Genomic DNA, 18,850 nt, shown 5'->3' on the forward strand with positions numbered 1-18,850 from the left:
AGCTCCGACAGCTCCGACAGCTCCGACAGCTCCGACAGCTCCGACAGCTCCGACAGCTCCGACAGCTCCGACAGCTCCGACAGCTCCGACAGCTCCGACAGCTCCGACAGCTCCGACAGCTCCGACAGCTCCGACAGCTCCGACAGCTCCGACAGCTCCGATAGCTTCGACAGTTCCGACAGCTCCAGCACCTCAGCCAGTGGCAACGCAGTCAGCCGCAGAATATTTGGCAAACCCACTTTAAGATTTCCGTTTAACAATAAAAAAGACGCCTTGGCGTCTTTTTTCATTTTAGGAAAATTAGGGCTTTTGCAGTTGTGTTAAGGTTTTACGCGCCAGTCCCGGATCATCTGCAAATACACCATCTACACCAGCTTTATAGAAGTTTTCAAATTCTTTGGCCGCCCCCGTATCACAGCGTTCTGTCGCCACAGAGCTACATTTTAAATAGTCAGGTAAAAAACCATTTTCAGGTCTGAGCGTATAAGGATGGACTTTCAAACCAGCAGCATGGGCATCTTTGACAAAAGTAGTTTGTTTAAATTCAGTGTTTGAAAAAATATAGGTTTTACTTGGACCTACACCATCTGCATATTTTGCCACTGATTTTAGGCCTTCTGCAGTGGCTAAACTTGCATAATTTTGAGGTGAGCTTTGTTGCTGTAAGTCACCCGGTATGGCAGTTGGGCTATCTAATAATTGAATAATTTTGCCATGTTTGAGGGGTTTCTTTTGCGTGAGTTGATCGCGTAAGTATTTAAGATTGGTGGTTTCAAAAGACTGTAAATATACAGGCGCGATATCACGTGTATAACTGTATTTGGCAAGCGTGGTGAGTAAACGATCTTCCATGGCTAGATTTTGCTGTTGGAAAAATGTTGGATGCTTGGTTTCAATATATAAACCAACAATTTTCCCGGTTTTTTTATAATGAGCTTCGGTAAGTTCAATGATTTGTTCGAGCGTTGGGATGCTGTATTGATCATTATATTGAGTGTTATTAGGGCGATATTGAGCAATACGCTCACGTGCTTTTACATTTTGAGTCAGTTCATTCAAATTAAAGTCTTCCGTAAACCATCCTGTATAGTCGATACCATCGATTTTTTTGGTGGTTTTTCGATCCGCAAATTGTGACAGCGTACTAATATTGGTTGTCCCTGAAATTTCACTTTCATGGCGCGCAACCAGATAGCCATCCTTGGTTGGCACTAAATCGGGTTCGATAAAATCCGCACCATCATCAATCGCTTTTTGATATGCGGCAAGAGTATGCTCAGGTCGCAAAGCACTGGCACCACGATGCCCAACAATGACAAAACCTGTATCAGGCAAAATAGGGGGCTTGGTGACATGGGTTTTATCGTCATCCGAATTACATGCAGATAAACCAAAAACGCTAAAAAGGAGCAGTGAAGACACACCCCATGAGGATTTCACTTTGCTTGTTATGGCTAGATTTAACTGTTTTGTTAATTGTTTTTGCATGGCTGCCTCTGCATCTTTTTATATAAATGAATGATGTTGCAGGCATACATTGCAGGGCAGTGGCTAAAGCTTCATGACAGAGGCGGTTTTGTCACATAAATTTACTAAAATAGCTGAAGTGGAGGCTCTCCATATTTTCTACATATTTCGCTTCAAGCAAGGTTTTTATGTAGTCTAGGCTTGTAATCAAGCTCATTGTGATTGATTATCAATAAGATTTTTTGAAAAAATTCAATCTATATTTTTTATTTCTTCAATTGAAAAGTGACATGGACTGATGCTGTCTAAGTTTTTTATTTATCGACCGATTTTTGCAGGTGTCTTGGCGATCATCGTCATGGCGCTCGGGTTATTTGCTGTGCTCAATTTACCGGTAGAGCGCTATCCAGATATTGCACCACCACGAATTACGGTCAGTGCAAGTTATAGCGGTGCGTCAGCAGAAACAGTCGAGGAAAGTGTCACACAAGTTCTTGAGCAACAAATTAAAGGAATTGATCATCTTTTATATTTTAGTTCAAGCAGCGACTCTTCAGGTCGAAGCCGGATCAGCATCAGTTTTGAAAATGGCACTGACCCAGATACCGCTCAAGTACAAGTACAAAATGCCATAAATGGAGTAATCAATCGGCTGCCTGAAGATGTGCAGCGCCAAGGGGTAAATGTCTATAAATCTTTGGGTGATACCCATATGGTTATCGGCCTCTATGATGAGACTGGCAAGAGTTCGAATATCGAACTTGGTGACTATATGATGACTCATCTAGAACAGGACATTGCTCGAATTGAGGGTATTGGTGAAGTCGATGTTTTTGGTTCGCAATTTGCCATGCGTATTTGGCTCAACCCACTGAAGTTAAAGCAATATAGCCTTATGCCCAGTGATATCCGTGCGGCTGTTGAATCACAAAATACGCAGGTTGCAGCCGGAGCCGTAGGTGAATTGCCCAGTGTTTCGGATCAATATCTCAATGCAAAAGTCACTTCAGGTACACGTTTAAAGTCAGTTGAAGAATTTGAAAATATTATTGTCAAATCTGCACGAGACGGCAGTTTTGTCTATTTAAAAGATGTTGCACGTGTTGAATTGGGTGCGGAAAATTATTCAGGGGTGAATACCATTAACGGGTATCCATCTTCAGGGATGGGGATATCATTGGCTTCTGGGGCAAACGCACTTGAAACCTCTGCCTTAATTAAGCAAGAAATTGAACAGTTAGCGAAGCAATTACCAGCCGGTTATAAAATTGTTTATCCTCGGGATAACACGCCATTTGTACAAGAATCGATTAAAGAAGTGGTGAAAACATTATTCGAAGCCGTTTTATTGGTAGTTTTGGTGATGTTTATCTTCTTACAAAATTGGCGAGCAACGCTGATTCCTGCGATTACCGTGCCTGTGGTGATTCTAGGGACTTTAGCGATTTTATATGCTTTGGGCATGACCATTAACACGCTCACATTGTTTGCATTGGTATTGGCCATCGGTCTGTTAGTCGATGATGCGATTGTTGTGGTGGAAAATGTCGAACGTTTAATGCATGAACAACAGTTAACAGCAAAACAAGCGGCTATAGAGTCGATGCATGAAATTAGCGGGGCATTAATCGGGATTACTTTGGTATTGACCGCTGTATTTATTCCCATGGCGTTCTTTGGTGGCTCAACGGGCGTGATCTATAGACAATTTTCCATAACACTTGTGGCTGCAATGGGTTTGTCACTGATGGTTGCGCTGATTTTAACCCCTGCATTATGTGCCTTAATTTTAAAACCCAATCCGAAACCACAGCGCTGGGCGATTTGGTTTAACACCAAATTAGAGACTTTAAAAACCAAATATCTAGCACTTGCACAAGCCACGGTTCGTTATCGCTTATGGACGGTGGTTTTGTTTGCGGGGCTCATTACGGTATTTGCTTTGTTTTATCGTGCTTTGCCGACCAGTTTTATTCCTAGTGAAGACCAGGGTATTTTGAGTGTGCAACTTAAATTACAAGAAGGTGCACCGATGTCGAAAAGTCGTGAGGTCGGTGAACAAATTCGGCAGTACTTTTTAACTGAAGAAAAGCAAAATGTTGATTTGGTGATGATTCGTTATGGACGAAATTTTTCTGGTACGGGTCAAAACTTAGGGCAAGGCTTTATTGCACTGAAGCATTGGGATGAACGTTCAGGACAACACAATTCAGCGCAAGCGATTCGTGAACGTGCTATGAAACATTTTAAAAAATTTAACAATGCACAAATCAATGTCAGCATGCCGTCCTCTGTCAGTGGCCTTGGGCAAACCGATGGTCTGGAATTTTGGCTGCGAGATATGAATGGTGAAGGCCGTGCTTATCTCGATGCGCAATTTAAAAGCTTGCAAGAAAAATCTTCACAATTCAGCAGTTTCGAAAATTTAGACAAACGCTCTAACCCCGATAAAGCCGAACTAAAAGTAGATATTGATCAAAAACAAGCCATGGCCTTGGGGTTAACTCAAAATGCGATTAATAGCACCATGAGTAGCGCATGGGGCGGTAGCTATATCAACGATTTTATCGACCGTGGGCGCATTAAACGCGTCATGATGCAGGCAGATGCCGAATTTCGTTCTAAACCAGAAGATTTGGCTTATTGGCATGTGCGAAATGATCAAAATGAAATGATTTCATTTAGTAATTTTTCAACCATTGGTTGGAGTGGCGGTCCAGAAGTTGTTAATCGTTTCATGGGCTATACCGCATTACAAATGGAAGCGGATACAGCCAAAAATGTCTCAAGTGGACAAGCCATGCAGGATGTTAAAGCTTTAGTTGATCAAGTGCCTGGTGTGGACGTGGCATGGAGTGGGTTATCCTTTGAAGAGCAAAAATCAAGTCATCAAGCGATTTGGCTATATTTGGTCTCGATAGGATTTATTTTCCTCTGTCTCGCTGCCCTATATGAAAGTTGGAGTATTCCAACTGCAGTCATGAGTGCGATTCCACTTGGGATAGGCGGTAATATTTTGTTTAGCTACATGGCCGGTTTTCCAAATGACATCTATTTTCAAATTGCTCTACTGACAACAATCGGTTTGTCCTGTAAAAACGCGATCTTGATTGTAGAGTTTGCAGCGATGGCACAAGAAAAAGGCAAACATGTAATCGAAGCTGCAATGGAAGGCGCAGCACTTCGTTTACGTCCTATTTTGATGACCTCTTTGGCTTTTGGTGCGGGAGTGGTTCCTTTAGTTCTTGCTTTTGGTGCAGGTGCAGCCAGTCGCCAAGAGATTGGGGTGAGCGTACTCGGTGGGGTAATATTCGGTACGGTTTTGGTGCTGATCTTTATTCCGTTTATGTATGTCATGGTTCGTTCCATTTTTAAAATCAAACCGGTGTTTGAGTCTATGAAATAAACTTTAGACAGCATCTAGTTGTACGGAAATCCACCGTTAAAGCTTGGATACTTGACGGTGGTTTTTTATTCTGGAGAATTTTTTGGCGGGGAAGAAATTCCACTGAGAACTTTTATAGATATAGAGATCATATTGAAGTGATTTGAAACTCTTCATTTTATCCTTCAAAATGTGTTTAACAAATAAAGATTAAAATTTGAGTGAGTTGAATGGCGGATTTAATACAAAGACAGCGTGATATTTCCGCTTTATTGCAACAACAAAATTATACAGAGGCCGTTGGTGTTTTACAGCCTCTGAACTATGCTGATCAGGCCCGTTTAATTCAGCAATTTCCAATTGAATATCAAATTGAGTTACTTTCAGGTTTAGCGCATCAAGGTTTAGTTTTTGAGTTTTTCCCTTTTGAGTCACAGCGACAGCTGATTTCGCGTTATCCACTGCGTCTACAAATTGAATTATTTGATGACATGCATTCTGATGATGCAACGGACTTATATAAAAGCTTAACATATGCAGAACAAGATCGAATTTACCAACAACTTGATCAAGATACACAAGAGCATTTAAAGGTGTTATCTGCTTATGCAGAAGAGTCTGCAGGCGCAATCATGAGCTCAGACTATGTCAGTATGCCTGCTGACTTTACCATGCAACAAGCCATAGAGGCCTTGCGCCATGAACCGCATGACCGTGAAACCCTGTATTTAATTTATGTCACCAATGATCAGTCTCAATTAAATGGGGTGATTTCACTGCGGCAAATTTTGCAAGCCGACCGTGATGCACGGATTCAAGAGGTGATGACCAAAGATGTAGTGACTGGTTGGATAGACGAAGACCAAGAAAGTATTGCACGTAAACTGGCTGAATATGATTTTATGGCCTTGCCGATTGTGGATCATGCCAAGCGTTTGATGGGGATTGTCACCTATGATGATGCGATGGATGTGGTACAGGCTGAAACTACCGAAGACTTTTTAAAAGCTAGTGCAGTGAGTACCGAACCAGGTATGAGCATTAAGAAAGCACCGATTTTAAAGTTGTATCAAAAGCGGGTGTTTTGGTTGGTGATATTGGTCTTTGGCAGTTTATTGTCCGGTTTAGGTATTTCCTATTATGAAGATATCATTGCCGCACATATCGTCTTGGTTTTTTTCTTACCCTTATTGGTCGGCAGTGGTGGAAATGCCGGCTCTCAATCTGCAACGCTGATGGTGCGTGCATTGGCAACGGGCGATGTACATTTTAGGGACTGGTTTTACTTGCTGGGACGTGAAAGTTTGGTTGCCCTGTGTCTGGGCGGAACCATGGCCATTGCTGTATCTATTTTAGGCTACTACCGTGGTGATGCAACCGTGGCCTTGGTCTTGGCACTGAGTATGATGGGTATCGTATTGCTCGGTTGTTTAATTGGCATGAGTTTGCCTTTCATACTCAATAAGTTAAAGTTCGATCCTGCAAGTGCTTCTGCACCCTTGGTAACCTCGATTTGTGATGCGACAGGCGTGGTGGTGTATTTGATGATTGCTTCACAATTGCTCAATTTATAGAGATTAGCATTTTGCTACAGATTGAAGACTTCTAATATGTTTTAATCTCAGTGATTTACACGGTTTTTATTGGATAAAACATGACTGAACCATTAAAACAAAAAATGTCAAAGCAAGAAGTCATTCGTCTTGAACGCGATCTCGCAAAGTTTGCCAATATGATGGACTCCGTGGTTCGGATTCCATTTACTCGACAAGGGGTAGGTGCGGACGCAGCGTTGAGTACCATTCCCGTAGCTGGTGATATCGCAGGATTTGTCTTGACCTGTTATGCCGTCTATAAAGCCAAACAGATTGGCGTACCACAAGCCAAATTAAATGGTGTGATGAAACTCGCAGTTATAGATGCTGTCGTGGGGTTTATTCCTGTTGCAGGGACGATCTTTGATGTGTTTATTCGACCGAGCCGTAAAGCTTTAGATGTTGTACATACGCACATTCGTGAAGAATATCAAATCAGTACAGATCAACATGTGGTACATCCGTTTTTACATGAAAAATTAGAACAGAAACAACAGCAATCTGCTTTTTGGCGCAACCCTGTGGTTGCATGGATATGGATCCATATCCCAGATATATTCGGGATGATTTTCTTATTAGTCTTTATCTTTGCAATTTATATGGGTGGTTCATTGCTTTGGCAATGGTTAAAGGCCAATGGAGTATTGTAGATAGAAATGCCTTGTTGCTTGAACGCGATCACTGAGAGGCTATTCAATTGAAAGATCGTTCAGCTGAAAGATTATTGATAAGACAGTAAATGTTCGGAAAAATTAGACTTAAAAAAGCCTCCATAGGGAGGCTTTTTTACGACATACATTAGATGCTCGATTATGGGCAATCTAATTGTTGTAATGCTGCAACACGTTGTTCAATCGTTGGGTGTGTTTGGAACAAAGCAGCTAAACTGAAACCTTGTTCTTGACCCGCAGAAATTGCAAAGGCTTTCATTTCTTTTGGCATTTGATCTGGCATTTCAGATTCTGCTTGTAAACGTAAGAGGGCAGAAATCATCGCTTGTTTACCTGCTAAACGCGCACCAGCTTCATCGGCACGGTATTCACGGTAGCGAGAGAACCACATCACAATGGCAGACGCTGCGATACCAAAAACAATATCTAATACAATCGTAATGACAAAATATGCGATACCCGGTGCTTCACCATCTTCACGACCAAAAACATTACGGTCAATGAAGTCACCTGCTACACGCGCAAAGAACATCACAAAGGCGTTGACTACACCTTGCACCAATGCAAGGGTTACCATATCACCATTGGCTACGTGACCAATTTCGTGAGCGAGTACTGCACGGAGCTCGTCTTTGTTCATACGCTCAAGTAGACCGGTAGAAACTGCTACTAAAGCATCATTTTTATTCCAGCCTGTTGCAAAGGCATTTGACTGGTACGATGGGAAAATACCCACTTCTGGCATTTTGATACCAGAACGTTGTGCTAGTTGCGCAACTTCGTTAAGTAACCATGCTTCAGCTTGGTTACGTGGTGCATTAGGGTCAATCAGCTCTGTACCCGTGGTTTTCTTCGCCATCCATTTTGACATGAATAGTGAGATCATTGAACCCACCATACCGAACACAAAACAGATTACGAGCAAGTTGCCTAAGTTTAAGCCGCCTGCACCGTGGTAACTACCGACACCGAAGAGTGACAAGATTATGCCAGCTACAACCAGTACCGCGAGGTTGGTCAGCAAGAACAAACCAATCCGCATCATTGGGTAAATCCTCTTATTATAGAAAAATGATCTGATTTACAAATAAAAATCATTAAACTCAATATGAGGTGAAAGTCTTAAAATTTCAAGGAAAAATTAGTAAAACAGATGCAATTTTACAAAATCAGTGAATTTATTCATTGAAATAAATACGCGCTGAAGCAGACGCATTTGCTGTGGCAAATGAACCTGAAGGTGCGTCGGTAAAACTACCATTGTCTGTTTGAATAATTTGACGTGCCGATGATTTAGCAACCGTAGGGGCAGCAGCATGATAATTATCCGAACTGGCAATAATCCGACCACTATTTGAAGCGATATTGGAATTACTCGAACCTGATACACTTAAACTACCAGCATATAGGTTGTTGTAGCGGCTAGTGACACGGCGGACATAATCTTGTGTTTCGCGAAAAGGTGGGATACCACCATATTTTGCGACATTGCCTTCACCTGCGTTATAACCTGCTAAAGCAAGAGACGTATTGCCATTAAAACGTTTCAGTAGCCAAGATAAATATCGAGCACCAGCCATAATGTTCTGATGAGGATCATAAGCATTTGTTACATTGAAGCGACGTGCTGTGGCAGGCATGAGCTGCATTAAACCTTGAGCCCCAACAGGTGAACGAGCATTAGTGTTAAAGCCTGATTCGGTATGCATCACCGCTTTGATTAGACCTTCGGAAACACCATGTTGGGCCGCTGCTTGTTTAATAATATTGTCAAAGGCATTTTTATTCCGACTATAACTAGGTAAGACAGACGCTTCATTTGAGCCCCAGTTACTATAACTATGGATATTACTGTCCGGATAGTAGGTTTTTTTTTCAACTTTTAGATTGCTATAGCGGCCTTGTTTATTGGTCAGTAACGTTGTGCCATTACTTTCACGCAATTGATAAATCGTTTGGCCGGCAAAAATGTTTGGTGCTGCTAAACTGATAGCCACACTTCCACCTAATAACAGCCCCAAAGTCCAAGTAATGTTTTTCATTTTATTGTGAAGAAAAATTCTGTCCCCAAACAGTTAAAGAGAGTTTATCAAAAAAAAATTAGATGAAAAGGCTTCATAGACTGATTTCTTCTTTACTTTGTAAAAATCAAGTCATTTTGATGATTCAATAATCAAAAAAAATATTTATTTTTTTTTATTGAGCTTAACTTGACACACTTAAGTCATTGATAATTAAATTTTTATAAATTGATCAAAAAATGATCAATTTAAATAAAAGCCTTAAAATAAGGGCGGCTCACCTTGTCAAGTCATTTAGAATCCACAAAGTTATCCACAGCTTTTGTGGACAACTGTGGAAAAGTCCAAAAGATAAGCATTTGGGCTAAATAATGAACTGTACCGTATAGAATATTGCACTGAAGATTACGTGATCATGACAGTATTTCTACTTTTTTCGGAAATTACATTCTTTTGATGCGAGAAGTCTGCGAATCGGATAAAATTGCGCGGTATTTTTTTTTAGGTTTAACTCGTCTATGTTCTCGCCAGTTGAGTCCGAACAAGGATTTAATTTCAAACCAGAACTACCAACTAGCTCTGCGTATTATCGTTTATTGAAAAAGCTACGCCGTCAGGTCGGTCATGCCATTCGTGATTTTAAAATGATCGAAGAGGGTGACAAAGTGATGGTCTGTATTTCAGGCGGTAAGGACAGTTATACCCTGCTCGACATTTTGTTGCAGTTTAAGCGTATTGCGCCGATTAATTTTGATGTGGTTGCGGTCAACCTTGACCAAAAACAGCCGGGTTTCCCTGAAGACGTATTGCCACGTTATTTAGAAGAAAACAAAATTCCGTATTACATCTTAGAAAAAGATACTTACAGCATTACCAAACGTTTAACACCAGAAGGTAAAACGTACTGCGCAGTGTGCTCGCGTCTACGTCGTGGTTCGTTATACGGCTTTGCTCAAGAAATTGGGGCGACGAAAGTGGCTTTAGGTCATCACCGTGATGATATTTTGGCGACGTTCTTTTTGAACTTGTTCCATGGCGGCAGCTTAAAAGCCATGCCACCGAAATTATTGTCTTCTGACAAAAAGAACATTTTGATTCGTCCACTGGCTTATGTGGAAGAAAAAGACATTATCAAATATGCAGAAATGCGTAAGTTCCCAATTATCCCATGTAATTTGTGTGGTTCTCAGGAAAACTTACAACGTGCGATGTTAAATGACATGCTGCGTACTTGGGATAAAGAATTTCCAAAACGTTTACACAGTATTTTTGGTGCGTTGCAAAATGTATCACCTTCACAACTGGCTGACCGTGAGTTATTCGACTTTGAAGCCCTAGATGAACAACGCGAATTTGATTTTAAAAATAGCGAAAGTTGTTCAACTGAAGAAGGTGAGTCAGAAAGCAAACGCATTAATATGGTGAACTTAGGGTTTATGGCAGATTAACCCGAAAACCTTATCATGCAAAAGGCATTCTACAGAATGCCTTTTTTATGCTTATGATTTTTCACATTTTGTTGTTAAACAGTTAAATATTGAACGGCGCGTACAAAAAACTTTAGCCTTTTCACAAATGATCATGCTATAACAAACCTCAAGCAAAATATGCTTGCACTGATGTTGTCTGGAACGGCAACACACACGAACAAAATAAATTGAGGAAAGATCATGCCTGCTTTTTTAACTGATGATTGGTTTTCAACTGTAGAAACTCTGACAGCTCAAGCTGGTGATTTAAACTTACCACCTGCATTGGCTAATCTTGCAATTAACCTTGTGGTTGCTGACGCTGCAGGCAATACTGAATTGTCATTAGACGGTGGTGCAATTAAAAAAGGTTTATCTTCAAACGCGAAAACAACTTTGAACATGGATGCTGAAACTTTACGTAAAGTATTCCTTGAGTTTGATATGGCTGCAGCGATGCAAGCGTTTATGACAGGCAAAATAAAAGTACAAGGTGATATGTCACAATTGATGGCATTGCAAACAGCAAAACCAAGTACTGAGCAAAAAGATTTATTCAAAAAAGTACTTGAGCAAACTGCTTAAATCTAAAACGAAAAAAGCTTACCCGAAGGTAAGCTTTTTTTTGTGCGCTCACATGTAAATGTTAGGTGGATGTATATTAGATATTCACCAGTTGAGGTGTGGTTTTAATATGTTCCAAATAAGCACGAATACGCGTGACATATTGCACAGCTTGACGATAACGACCATTGCTGGCCTTGTTACGGTCTAGATAAGCATATAAATTCACCCACTTATTCGGGTTTTTACCTTGAGATTGGACGCGCTTTTGAATCTGATTTACAGCACCAGGACCCATGTTATAAGCCACTAAGGCATACCAATTACGATCAGGGTACGGAATGTTACTATAACGGTTTAGCATTTGGTCATAGTACTTTGCACCACCTTGAATGCTTTGCGTCGCATCTGTACGGTTGCTCACACCCATGGCTTTTGCTGTACTGTTGGTCAGCATCATAATGCCACGAACACCCGTTGGGGATACCGAGTCAGGTTTGAGGTAAGACTCTTGATAACCAATCGCTGCCAATAAATGCCAGTCTAGATCGTATTGCTTGGCCGTGTTTTTAAAACTTGCCTTATAGATCGGCATACGTTTACTTAAATCACGTTGAATCACATTCCAAGAATCTTGTTTGACCACATTACGGTTGTAGAATGATGCCAACTGTCCAATTGCGCCATTTTGTTTGGCACGGCAAATAAAACCACTCGCGGTTTGGCTTAGTGGATCATCTGCATTTTTAAATACCCAGTTTAAGTTGCTGTTTAAACCATTCTTTTTTAAAGAAACGGTATCACCACAACTGGCTGAAAATGACGTCAAATGCTTGGCTTCAATGGTACTCATTTCGGCAGTGGTCATAGCAAAATTGGCTTGACCTTTGGCAACCATTTTTAAAGCAGTGGCATTGTCATTCACTGTTTTAAAATCTAATTGGACATTTAAACTTTCTGCATAGTTACGTGCAAGGTCGTAACCAAAACCATGTCGATGTTTACCATCCTGAAAAACAATGGCAGGATTGGCAACTGCAACAACAGTGAGTTTATTACTGTTGACGACCGCATCATATTGATGAGCTGTTTTACTAGCATTAATACTGTGAAAAGGAATTAAGATAGTACTAAGTGCAAGCGCTTTAAATGGGAGAGAGTTAAAAGAGTTAAGGCAAAGCCTCGACCCAGAAGTTGAACTACTGTGCATGTTGTCTCCGCTACAAGTAATTTATGCCCTAAAAAGCAAAGGCAAACACGCCTCAGACTTTTTCAAGTTTGATAAATTCAATAAGGGTTGGGCAGTCATGACGTCATTCAAAAATGACTAGGGGGTTTCGGGAAATATGTAGAAAATCTACACTGGATAAAAATTAAACAAGCCTAAAAGATGTGCGCATAATAATGAGCAAAAAAATACTTGTCAAATTTTGTACGAAAAAATATTAAAATATGTAACATAAACAATTGATTTTGTTTGGGAATAAATTTTATATACTTTGCCTGTGTAGAAATGGAGGATAAAATAGGCATGTTTTGTAAAAATCAGCACTTGCTCAAGGCCTAAAAATCATCATGAAATCTAACTTAATTACCCGTGGTGGACACGATTTATTGGTCGCTGAACTTCAACATTTATGGCATGAAGAGCGACCTGAAATTACCAAAAAAGTGAACTGGGCGGCTAGTCTTGGAGATCGTTCGGAAAACGCGGATTATCAATATAATAAGCAATTGTTACGCAAAATTGACCGACGTGTACGCTACTTGGGAAAACGTTTGGAAGAGCTTCGTATTATCGATTACTCACCCGAACAAAAAGGGAAAGTCTATTTTGGGGCATGGGTTGATATTGAAAATGAAGACGGCGAACACAAAACGCTAAGAATCGTGGGGGTAGATGAAATTTATGATCATCATCCGCAACATATCTCAATTGATTCACCTATGGCTCGGGCACTCTTATCCAAGCAAGTGGATGATGAAGTCGAAGTCCTAACCCCGCTAGGAAAAAAATGTTGGTATATCAATTCAATTCGTTATGAAATGGGCGAAAGCACTGAAAAACAATAAACTGCTTTTATTTTGTTCAATTGGACGTGTTTTTTACAAAATAATTTGCCATTGCTGAATTTTATTTATATGATGGCGGCCATGGAAGCGTGGCAGAGCGGTTTAATGCACCGGTCTTGAAAACCGACGAGGGCGCGAGTCCTCCGTGAGTTCGAATCTCACCGCTTCCGCCATATTCAAAAACCCTGATGTTTTTTAGCATCAGGGTTTTTTATGTGTGTAAATTTTGGCAATGCAATTTGCCTTGATCTCAATTCAATACATATTGATTCAGCTTTTATTTTTCTGACCTAAACCAAAATTTTACAATCGACTAAATTTTGTATGAACGATTCGCTAAGTAGTCAAAATAAGGCAAAATAATTTGCCAATCTGAATTTTTATTTATATGATAGCGGCCATGGAAGCGTGGCAGAGCGGTTTAATGCACCGGTCTTGAAAACCGACGAGGGCGCGAGTCCTCCGTGAGTTCGAATCTCACCGCTTCCGCCATATTCAAAAACCCCAATGTTTTACATTGGGGTTTTTTTATTGCCTAAATTTTTGAATAGTTTTTTTCTACAGGCGAAGTTGATATACAGCATGAATATGACATGCTATTAATTATTCACAATAAACAGAAAACAAGATCAATCGATTTAGACAAGGAATTCACCCATGCAGAAACCAGAGCTTATTCATGAACTGGAATGGCAAGCGCGTTGTCAATTGGCGGCACTGTATCGCTTAGTGGCTTATTATAAAATGACCGACTTAATTGATACTCATATCAGCCTGCGTTTAAATCATGAACCGGAGCATTTTTTGATTAATCGTTATGGTGTGACCTTTGACAAAATGACAGCTTCTGATTTGGTCAAAATTGATCATGAAGGAAAAATTATTGAAACTTATGATGCAGGGAAGATGGTGAATGTCGCCGGCTTTGTAATTCATTCGGCCTTACATCATGCGCGTGCAAATATTAATTGTGTGATTCATACGCATACTGCAGATGGCGTGGCAGTTTCTGCGCAGGAACATGGATTATTGCCAATCTCACAACATGCGTTAAAGTTCTATCAGAACATTGCTTATCATGAATATGAGGGTATTGCCTTTTCAACTGAAGAGCGTGAAAGACTGGTACAAGATATGGGGCATTATCGCTGCATGATTTTACGCAATCACGGCTTGCTTGCGACTGGAGATAGTGTGGCACGGGCATTTCATGAAATTTACTTTTTAGAACGAGCTTGTCAAATTCAAGTAAAAGCATTGTCGAGTGCTACATTGCATTATCCGAGTCCGAAGGTTTGTGAACATACGTTGCAGCAGTTTGAAAATCCGATGGCCGAGCCCATTATTCAAGCGGCTTGGCAGGCGGCCTTGTCTTTAATTGAAGATCAGCAGTCAGATTATTGTCGTTAATATAATTTTCTATCATCAAGGTTGTAGATTGAAGGCACTGTGCCTTATGTGCAGAAGAATAGTCATGGCATGAGCAACGCGTTATCATGTTCATAGTCGAACTATGAGATGAACTATGAAAATCGTTGCAGATGAAAATCTGGCATTTACTGAGTATTTTTTTGCCGAATTTGGTGAAATAAAGCAAGCGGCAGGTCGAACATTGACCCATGCAGATGTCAAAGAAGCCGATGCATTGTTGGTACGATCGGTGACTCAGGTAAATGCAGACTTAATTCAACAGACCGCACTCAAATTTGTCGGTAGTGCTACGATTGGAACAGATCATTTAGATATTACTGCTTTAGAAAAGCAGGGGATTGCTTGGTCAAATGCCGCAGGTTGTAATGCACAAGCGGTTGCTGAATATGTGATTACGGCATTGCTGTACGTTAAACCTGAATTATTGAATGCAAATGAACAATTTACCTTGGGTATCGTTGGTTTAGGTAATGTCGGTTCACGTTTGGCCGTCATGGCAGAATTATTCGGTTGGAATGTCATTGGCTATGATCCATTTGTGCAATTTGATCAGGTGAAACAAGTTGAATTTGCAGAACTGTTAAAAAAAGCAGATGCGATTAGTACTCATGTGCCACTGACCAAAGAGGGGGAATATCCAACCTACCATTTAATTAATGCTGCTGCACTTGCCGCTATGAAGCCTTCAGCGATTTTGATTAATTCCGCGCGTGGGCCAGTGGTCGAAGAAGCTGCCTTAATTGCCGATATTCAAAAAACTCAGCGTAAAGTGGTCTTAGATGTTTTTGAACATGAGCCAGAGATTTCAGCAGCATTGTTGGATTTAATTTACGTGGTGACACCCCATATTGCAGGCTACAGCTTGGAAGGTAAAGCACGTGGCACACAGATGATCTATGAAGCATTTTGTCAAACTTTCAATCAACCGATAAATAAAGCTTTTGAAAGTCAGTTACCCGTCTGTGAGCAGTATTTTACTGGTGCTGACTTTAAGACGGTATTACAGCGTTATTTAAAAGATATTTATGATATCGCTCGTGATGATGCCAACTTACGTGCTTGCCTAAAAGACGGTAAAGTGGATCAAAAAGCTTTTGATTATTTACGTAAAACCTATCCTTTACGCCGTGAATGGGCTGCACATGGAGGCCCAGCAGCATGAGTCAAATGAACTTTCAACCGAGTTGTGAACTCACTGCACTTCGTGCACGTGCCACGATGTATGCTCAAATTCGCCAGTTTTTTGCAGCACGTGATGTTCTTGAAGTGGAAACACCTGTACTTTCTCAAGCCGGTGTCACTGATGTACATTTAGCATCGGTACAAGCTCAGCGTCATGTGAATGGTCAAAAGCAAACGCATTATTTGCAAACTTCACCTGAATTTGCCATGAAGCGTCTGTTGGCAAGTGGCAGTGGGCCTATCTACCAAATCTGTAAAGTTTTCCGTGATGATGAACATGGACGTAAACACAACAGTGAATTCACCATGTTGGAATGGTACCGTCCGGGTTTTAGCTTAAAAGACTTGATGTTTGAAGTGACGGATTTATTGAATGAAACCTTGAAACAACGCTTTGGTGAAATTCGTCCGACTATTTTGAGCTATAAGCATGCCTTTATGGATCGTTTGGATTTGAACCCGTTACAAGCTTCTTTACAAGATCTAAAAGATTGCTGTCGTCGTGTGGGGCTAAGCTTAGATTTGGGTGAAGACCGTTTAGGCTATATCGATTTATTGTTTTCGCATTATGTTGAGCCGAGCCTCGGTTTTGATACGCCAGTGTTCCTTACAGATTTTCCACCGGAAATGGCTTCTTTGGCGAAAACCCGTGTGGACGAAGATGGGGAGTTGGTTGCAGCACGATTTGAGCTGTATATCGAAGGTTTAGAGTTAGCGAATGCTTATGATGAACTGATTGATGCGGATGTTTTACGCAGTCGTTTTGAGGCAGATAATGCAGAGCGCGCTAAACTTGGGTTGCATGTGATGCCGATTGATGAATATTTGCTTGCTGCATTACCGCATATGAGTGAGTGTGCAGGTATAGCCTTAGGTATTGATCGATTGCTAATGGTGGCTATGAATCAGCTAAAGCTTGAAAAAGTCATTAGTTTTCCAGCAGCTGCGTCATAAGTGAACTGAATAGCTGCTGTCTATAAATGCTTATACATTTTAGACAGCAGCATAGCTTTCAAATTTAAAAAGGCCTATCAACGTATAGATTGTGATTTAGCGATAATATGTCTAAATATTTATAAAAGATGCAATTTAATTACAGCAGAGTAGCTCAAATTTTATATAAATTATCAATGTCACAATAATAAAAAGAGTAATAAAGGCTATTTCAAGACCTTTATTTCTTTGAATTTTTTTATGATAGAAAACAATGCTGAGTGGGGAAAGAAAAAAGGAGACAATTATCGCCCACAGCCAGTTTAAATTTGGGCTTCTATCAATACTCCCGTCATTCTGTGTAGTCCATGATGTGGATGAATAAAATCCACAGCAGCGCTCGCCAATAGAAAAATATTAATATAAAACATAACTCCCAAAACTATATAAAAAGGAATAGAGCTTATAAATGAACGCTTAATTATTAAGGAGCCTAAGGCTAACATTCCAAAAAATATCATGATGAGCTGTGGCAAACTTTTTAAAAGGGTTTGGGTAAAGCCCATCCCTACTAGGAGTCCGCAAAAGACAATAGCAATCAATATATTGGAAAGTTGTTTCTTCATTATTTTTATTCTTTTTACCAGTCTTAAATTGGGTTGAGTATCAGTATTTAATTTTCAGAGATGACACTAGATTATTTCAATTTTTCATTTATTTCAAAATACTTCGGCAGGCTTAACAGCAATGATGAAAGTCAATCCTCTCATTTCTGAGAGGATTTATTTTAAGCTGTAGGCGTGTTATGGCCGAGTTCATGCTTGAATTGTCCGATAGCTTCAATTCGTTTCTGAATCAACATTTCACCAATATCAGGGCCTTTCACATCTGAAGGTAAGTCAGAAGCCTTAATATTACGAACCACCTGCATGGCATCTAAAACGTATTGAGCTTGCGGATAGGCACGATCCTCTAAACCTAAGCGACCACGTGAATCACATTCACAGGCTTGTACAAAGGCCTCTACGCGTTCAGGACGGCGTAATACATCCATACGTTGTAACAGACGCCATAATGTTCCCGGTTTTAAACTCAGAGCTTGATGGCATTTTAAATGCTCTTTACACACTGAGATGGCCAATTGTTTGGTATTGGTGGGAACTCGCATACGGTCACAGATTTCGGTAACAGGTTTTACCCCACGCTCTTCATGCATGATATGGCGCGGTAACTCATCTACTGGAGTGAGTGCTTTACCCAAGTCGTGTACCAGTACAGCAAAACGAACATCCAAAGAATAATTTGCACGACACGCTTGTTGTAGCGACATCATGGTATGAATGCCACAGTCTATTTCAGGATGATATTCAGGACGCTGTGGAATACCGTATAACGCATCAATTTCAGGGAACAAGACTTTTAAAGCGCCACAGGCTCTTAAGACCTCAAAATATTCATCTGCGTGGTCTTCCATTAAGGCACGAGACGTTTCCTTCCATACACGTTCAGGTGTGAGAGCTTCAAGCTCACCCGATTGAGCAAGCTCTTGCATCAGTTCCAGTGTTTCATCAGCCACTTTAAAACCTAAAGCTTTATAACGTGCCGCAAAACGTGCAATACGCAGAACTCGCAAAGGATCTTCGACGAAGGCATCAGAAACATGGCGAAGGATGCGGCGCTCTAAATCTTGTTGACCATGGTAGGGATCATAAATCTGACCTGCATCATCCATGGCAATCGCATTGATCGTGAGGTCACGTCGAATGAGATCTTGTTCGAGTGTGACATTGACGTCGGTATAAAATTCAAAGCCATGATACCCATGTCCAGACTTACGTTCTGTACGGGCTAAGGCATATTCGTCTTTGGTCTCTGGATGAAGAAAAACAGGGAAATCTTTACCCACAGGTTGATAACCTTGAGCAAGTAATTGTTCCGGCGTTGCACCGACAACGACATAATCTTTTTCGTGATAGGGGTGCCCGAGCAAGTGATCTCGAACTGCACCGCCTACTAAATAAACTTGCATGAAAAAACCTCTATTCTTAGAGCAATCATG

General features: G+C 40.7%; 15 protein-coding genes, 2 tRNA genes and 1 pseudogene. 12 read left to right on the forward strand and 6 right to left on the reverse strand.

Going from position 1 to position 18,850, the window contains the following annotated elements; genetic code table 11:
• A pseudogene (locus tag FTV27_RS17120) lies at nt 1–145 on the forward strand (hypothetical protein); the annotation flags it as partial.
• Between the two features lie 155 nt (nt 146–300).
• Here the strand turns inward: FTV27_RS17120 and FTV27_RS00650 are convergent.
• A complete protein-coding gene (locus FTV27_RS00650; RefSeq protein ID WP_180076763.1) occupies nt 301–1,488 on the reverse strand; it encodes a glycerophosphodiester phosphodiesterase family protein in 1,188 nt (395 codons plus the stop codon).
• Between the two features lie 277 nt (nt 1,489–1,765).
• Between FTV27_RS00650 and FTV27_RS00655 the strand changes: the two genes are divergently transcribed.
• From FTV27_RS00655 to FTV27_RS00665, 3 genes are all read left to right on the forward strand, one after another.
• Nucleotides 1,766–4,873, forward strand: a complete 3,108-nt coding sequence (locus FTV27_RS00655) for a multidrug efflux RND transporter permease subunit (RefSeq protein WP_180076764.1) — start codon at nt 1,766–1,768, stop codon at nt 4,871–4,873.
• 209 nt (nt 4,874–5,082) lie between these two features.
• On the forward strand, nt 5,083–6,426 hold the full coding sequence (gene mgtE / locus FTV27_RS00660) for a magnesium transporter (RefSeq protein ID WP_180076765.1): 1,344 nt from the start codon (nt 5,083–5,085) through the stop codon (nt 6,424–6,426).
• Between the two features lie 80 nt (nt 6,427–6,506).
• On the forward strand, nt 6,507–7,097 hold the full coding sequence (locus FTV27_RS00665) for a DUF4112 domain-containing protein (RefSeq protein WP_180049076.1): 591 nt from the start codon (nt 6,507–6,509) through the stop codon (nt 7,095–7,097).
• A gap of 160 nt (nt 7,098–7,257) precedes the next feature.
• Here FTV27_RS00665 and htpX read toward each other — a convergent pair whose 3' ends face one another.
• Both htpX and FTV27_RS00675 read right to left on the reverse strand, forming a co-directional pair.
• Nucleotides 7,258–8,163 carry a protease HtpX gene (gene htpX, locus FTV27_RS00670; RefSeq protein WP_078192146.1) on the reverse strand — a complete coding sequence of 302 codons (906 nt, stop codon included), beginning with the start codon at nt 8,161–8,163 and terminating at the stop codon, nt 7,258–7,260.
• Between the two features lie 133 nt (nt 8,164–8,296).
• The gene (locus FTV27_RS00675; RefSeq protein ID WP_180023271.1) at nt 8,297–9,160 is read right to left on the reverse strand and encodes a lytic transglycosylase domain-containing protein; all 864 of its coding nucleotides are present in this window, start codon (nt 9,158–9,160) and stop codon (nt 8,297–8,299) included.
• A 497-nt stretch (nt 9,161–9,657) separates the two neighbouring features.
• On the opposite strand from FTV27_RS00675, the gene ttcA reads away from it, so the two are divergent.
• Nucleotides 9,658–10,587, forward strand: coding sequence for a tRNA 2-thiocytidine(32) synthetase TtcA (gene ttcA / locus FTV27_RS00680; RefSeq protein ID WP_078192144.1), 930 nt, complete (start codon nt 9,658–9,660; stop codon nt 10,585–10,587).
• Between the two features lie 222 nt (nt 10,588–10,809).
• On the forward strand, nt 10,810–11,193 hold the full coding sequence (locus tag FTV27_RS00685) for an SCP2 sterol-binding domain-containing protein (protein WP_078190434.1): 384 nt from the start codon (nt 10,810–10,812) through the stop codon (nt 11,191–11,193).
• Nucleotides 11,194–11,269: 76 nt separating this feature from the next.
• On the opposite strand, the gene FTV27_RS00690 is transcribed toward FTV27_RS00685, so the two are convergent.
• Nucleotides 11,270–12,382: a transglycosylase SLT domain-containing protein gene (locus tag FTV27_RS00690; protein WP_180076766.1), complete on the reverse strand. Its 1,113-nt coding sequence runs from the start codon at nt 12,380–12,382 to the stop codon at nt 11,270–11,272.
• A 365-nt stretch (nt 12,383–12,747) separates the two neighbouring features.
• Between FTV27_RS00690 and greB the strand changes: the two genes are divergently transcribed.
• The 6 genes from greB (at nt 12,748) to epmA (ending at nt 16,812) form a co-directional block, all read left to right on the forward strand.
• Nucleotides 12,748–13,245: a transcription elongation factor GreB gene (gene greB, locus FTV27_RS00695; protein WP_180076767.1), complete on the forward strand. Its 498-nt coding sequence runs from the start codon at nt 12,748–12,750 to the stop codon at nt 13,243–13,245.
• 83 nt (nt 13,246–13,328) lie between these two features.
• Nucleotides 13,329–13,418 (forward strand) — tRNA-Ser (locus FTV27_RS00700).
• A gap of 229 nt (nt 13,419–13,647) precedes the next feature.
• A tRNA-Ser gene (locus FTV27_RS00705) sits at nt 13,648–13,737 on the forward strand.
• A gap of 165 nt (nt 13,738–13,902) precedes the next feature.
• Nucleotides 13,903–14,655 (forward strand): class II aldolase/adducin family protein, encoded by a 753-nt coding sequence (locus tag FTV27_RS00710; protein ID WP_180076768.1) that lies wholly within the window; start codon nt 13,903–13,905, stop codon nt 14,653–14,655.
• Nucleotides 14,656–14,770: 115 nt separating this feature from the next.
• Nucleotides 14,771–15,838, forward strand: a complete 1,068-nt coding sequence (locus FTV27_RS00715) for a 4-phosphoerythronate dehydrogenase (protein WP_180076769.1) — start codon at nt 14,771–14,773, stop codon at nt 15,836–15,838.
• A gap of 5 nt (nt 15,839–15,843) precedes the next feature.
• The gene (epmA, locus tag FTV27_RS00720) at nt 15,844–16,812 is read left to right on the forward strand and encodes an EF-P lysine aminoacylase EpmA (protein ID WP_373687140.1); all 969 of its coding nucleotides are present in this window, start codon (nt 15,844–15,846) and stop codon (nt 16,810–16,812) included.
• Between the two features lie 302 nt (nt 16,813–17,114).
• Here the strand turns inward: epmA and FTV27_RS00725 are convergent, their stop codons facing one another.
• Nucleotides 17,115–17,417 carry a hypothetical protein gene (locus FTV27_RS00725; RefSeq protein WP_180076771.1) on the reverse strand — a complete coding sequence of 101 codons (303 nt, stop codon included), beginning with the start codon at nt 17,415–17,417 and terminating at the stop codon, nt 17,115–17,117.
• A 161-nt stretch (nt 17,418–17,578) separates the two neighbouring features.
• Nucleotides 17,579–18,820, reverse strand: coding sequence for a multifunctional CCA addition/repair protein (locus FTV27_RS00730; RefSeq protein WP_180076772.1), 1,242 nt, complete (start codon nt 18,818–18,820; stop codon nt 17,579–17,581).
• Nucleotides 18,821–18,850 lie beyond the last annotated feature (30 nt).

This window comes from Acinetobacter sp. YH12251 (genome assembly GCF_013417465.1).
GTDB lineage: Bacteria > Pseudomonadota > Gammaproteobacteria > Pseudomonadales > Moraxellaceae > Acinetobacter > Acinetobacter amyesii.

Excerpts from the sequence above, each read along its gene's own strand:
- FTV27_RS00710 (WP_180076768.1), top strand. The coding sequence starts at position 13,903 with ATGCAGAAACCAGAGCTTATTCATGAACTGGAATGGCAAGCGCGTTGT.
- greB (WP_180076767.1), top strand. The coding sequence starts at position 12,748 with ATGAAATCTAACTTAATTACCCGTGGTGGACACGATTTATTGGTCGCT.
- FTV27_RS00730 (WP_180076772.1), bottom strand. The coding sequence starts at position 18,820 with ATGCAAGTTTATTTAGTAGGCGGTGCAGTTCGAGATCACTTGCTCGGG.
- FTV27_RS00715 (WP_180076769.1), top strand. The coding sequence starts at position 14,771 with ATGAAAATCGTTGCAGATGAAAATCTGGCATTTACTGAGTATTTTTTT.
- mgtE (WP_180076765.1), top strand. The coding sequence starts at position 5,083 with ATGGCGGATTTAATACAAAGACAGCGTGATATTTCCGCTTTATTGCAA.
- FTV27_RS00685 (WP_078190434.1), top strand. The coding sequence starts at position 10,810 with ATGCCTGCTTTTTTAACTGATGATTGGTTTTCAACTGTAGAAACTCTG.
- htpX (WP_078192146.1), bottom strand. The coding sequence starts at position 8,163 with ATGATGCGGATTGGTTTGTTCTTGCTGACCAACCTCGCGGTACTGGTT.
- epmA (WP_373687140.1), top strand. The coding sequence starts at position 15,844 with ATGAACTTTCAACCGAGTTGTGAACTCACTGCACTTCGTGCACGTGCC.
- FTV27_RS00650 (WP_180076763.1), bottom strand. The coding sequence starts at position 1,488 with ATGCAAAAACAATTAACAAAACAGTTAAATCTAGCCATAACAAGCAAA.
- ttcA (WP_078192144.1), top strand. The coding sequence starts at position 9,658 with ATGTTCTCGCCAGTTGAGTCCGAACAAGGATTTAATTTCAAACCAGAA.
- FTV27_RS00665 (WP_180049076.1), top strand. The coding sequence starts at position 6,507 with ATGACTGAACCATTAAAACAAAAAATGTCAAAGCAAGAAGTCATTCGT.
- FTV27_RS00725 (WP_180076771.1), bottom strand. The coding sequence starts at position 17,417 with ATGAAGAAACAACTTTCCAATATATTGATTGCTATTGTCTTTTGCGGA.
- FTV27_RS00655 (WP_180076764.1), top strand. The coding sequence starts at position 1,766 with ATGCTGTCTAAGTTTTTTATTTATCGACCGATTTTTGCAGGTGTCTTG.
- FTV27_RS00675 (WP_180023271.1), bottom strand. The coding sequence starts at position 9,160 with ATGAAAAACATTACTTGGACTTTGGGGCTGTTATTAGGTGGAAGTGTG.
- FTV27_RS00690 (WP_180076766.1), bottom strand. The coding sequence starts at position 12,382 with ATGCACAGTAGTTCAACTTCTGGGTCGAGGCTTTGCCTTAACTCTTTT.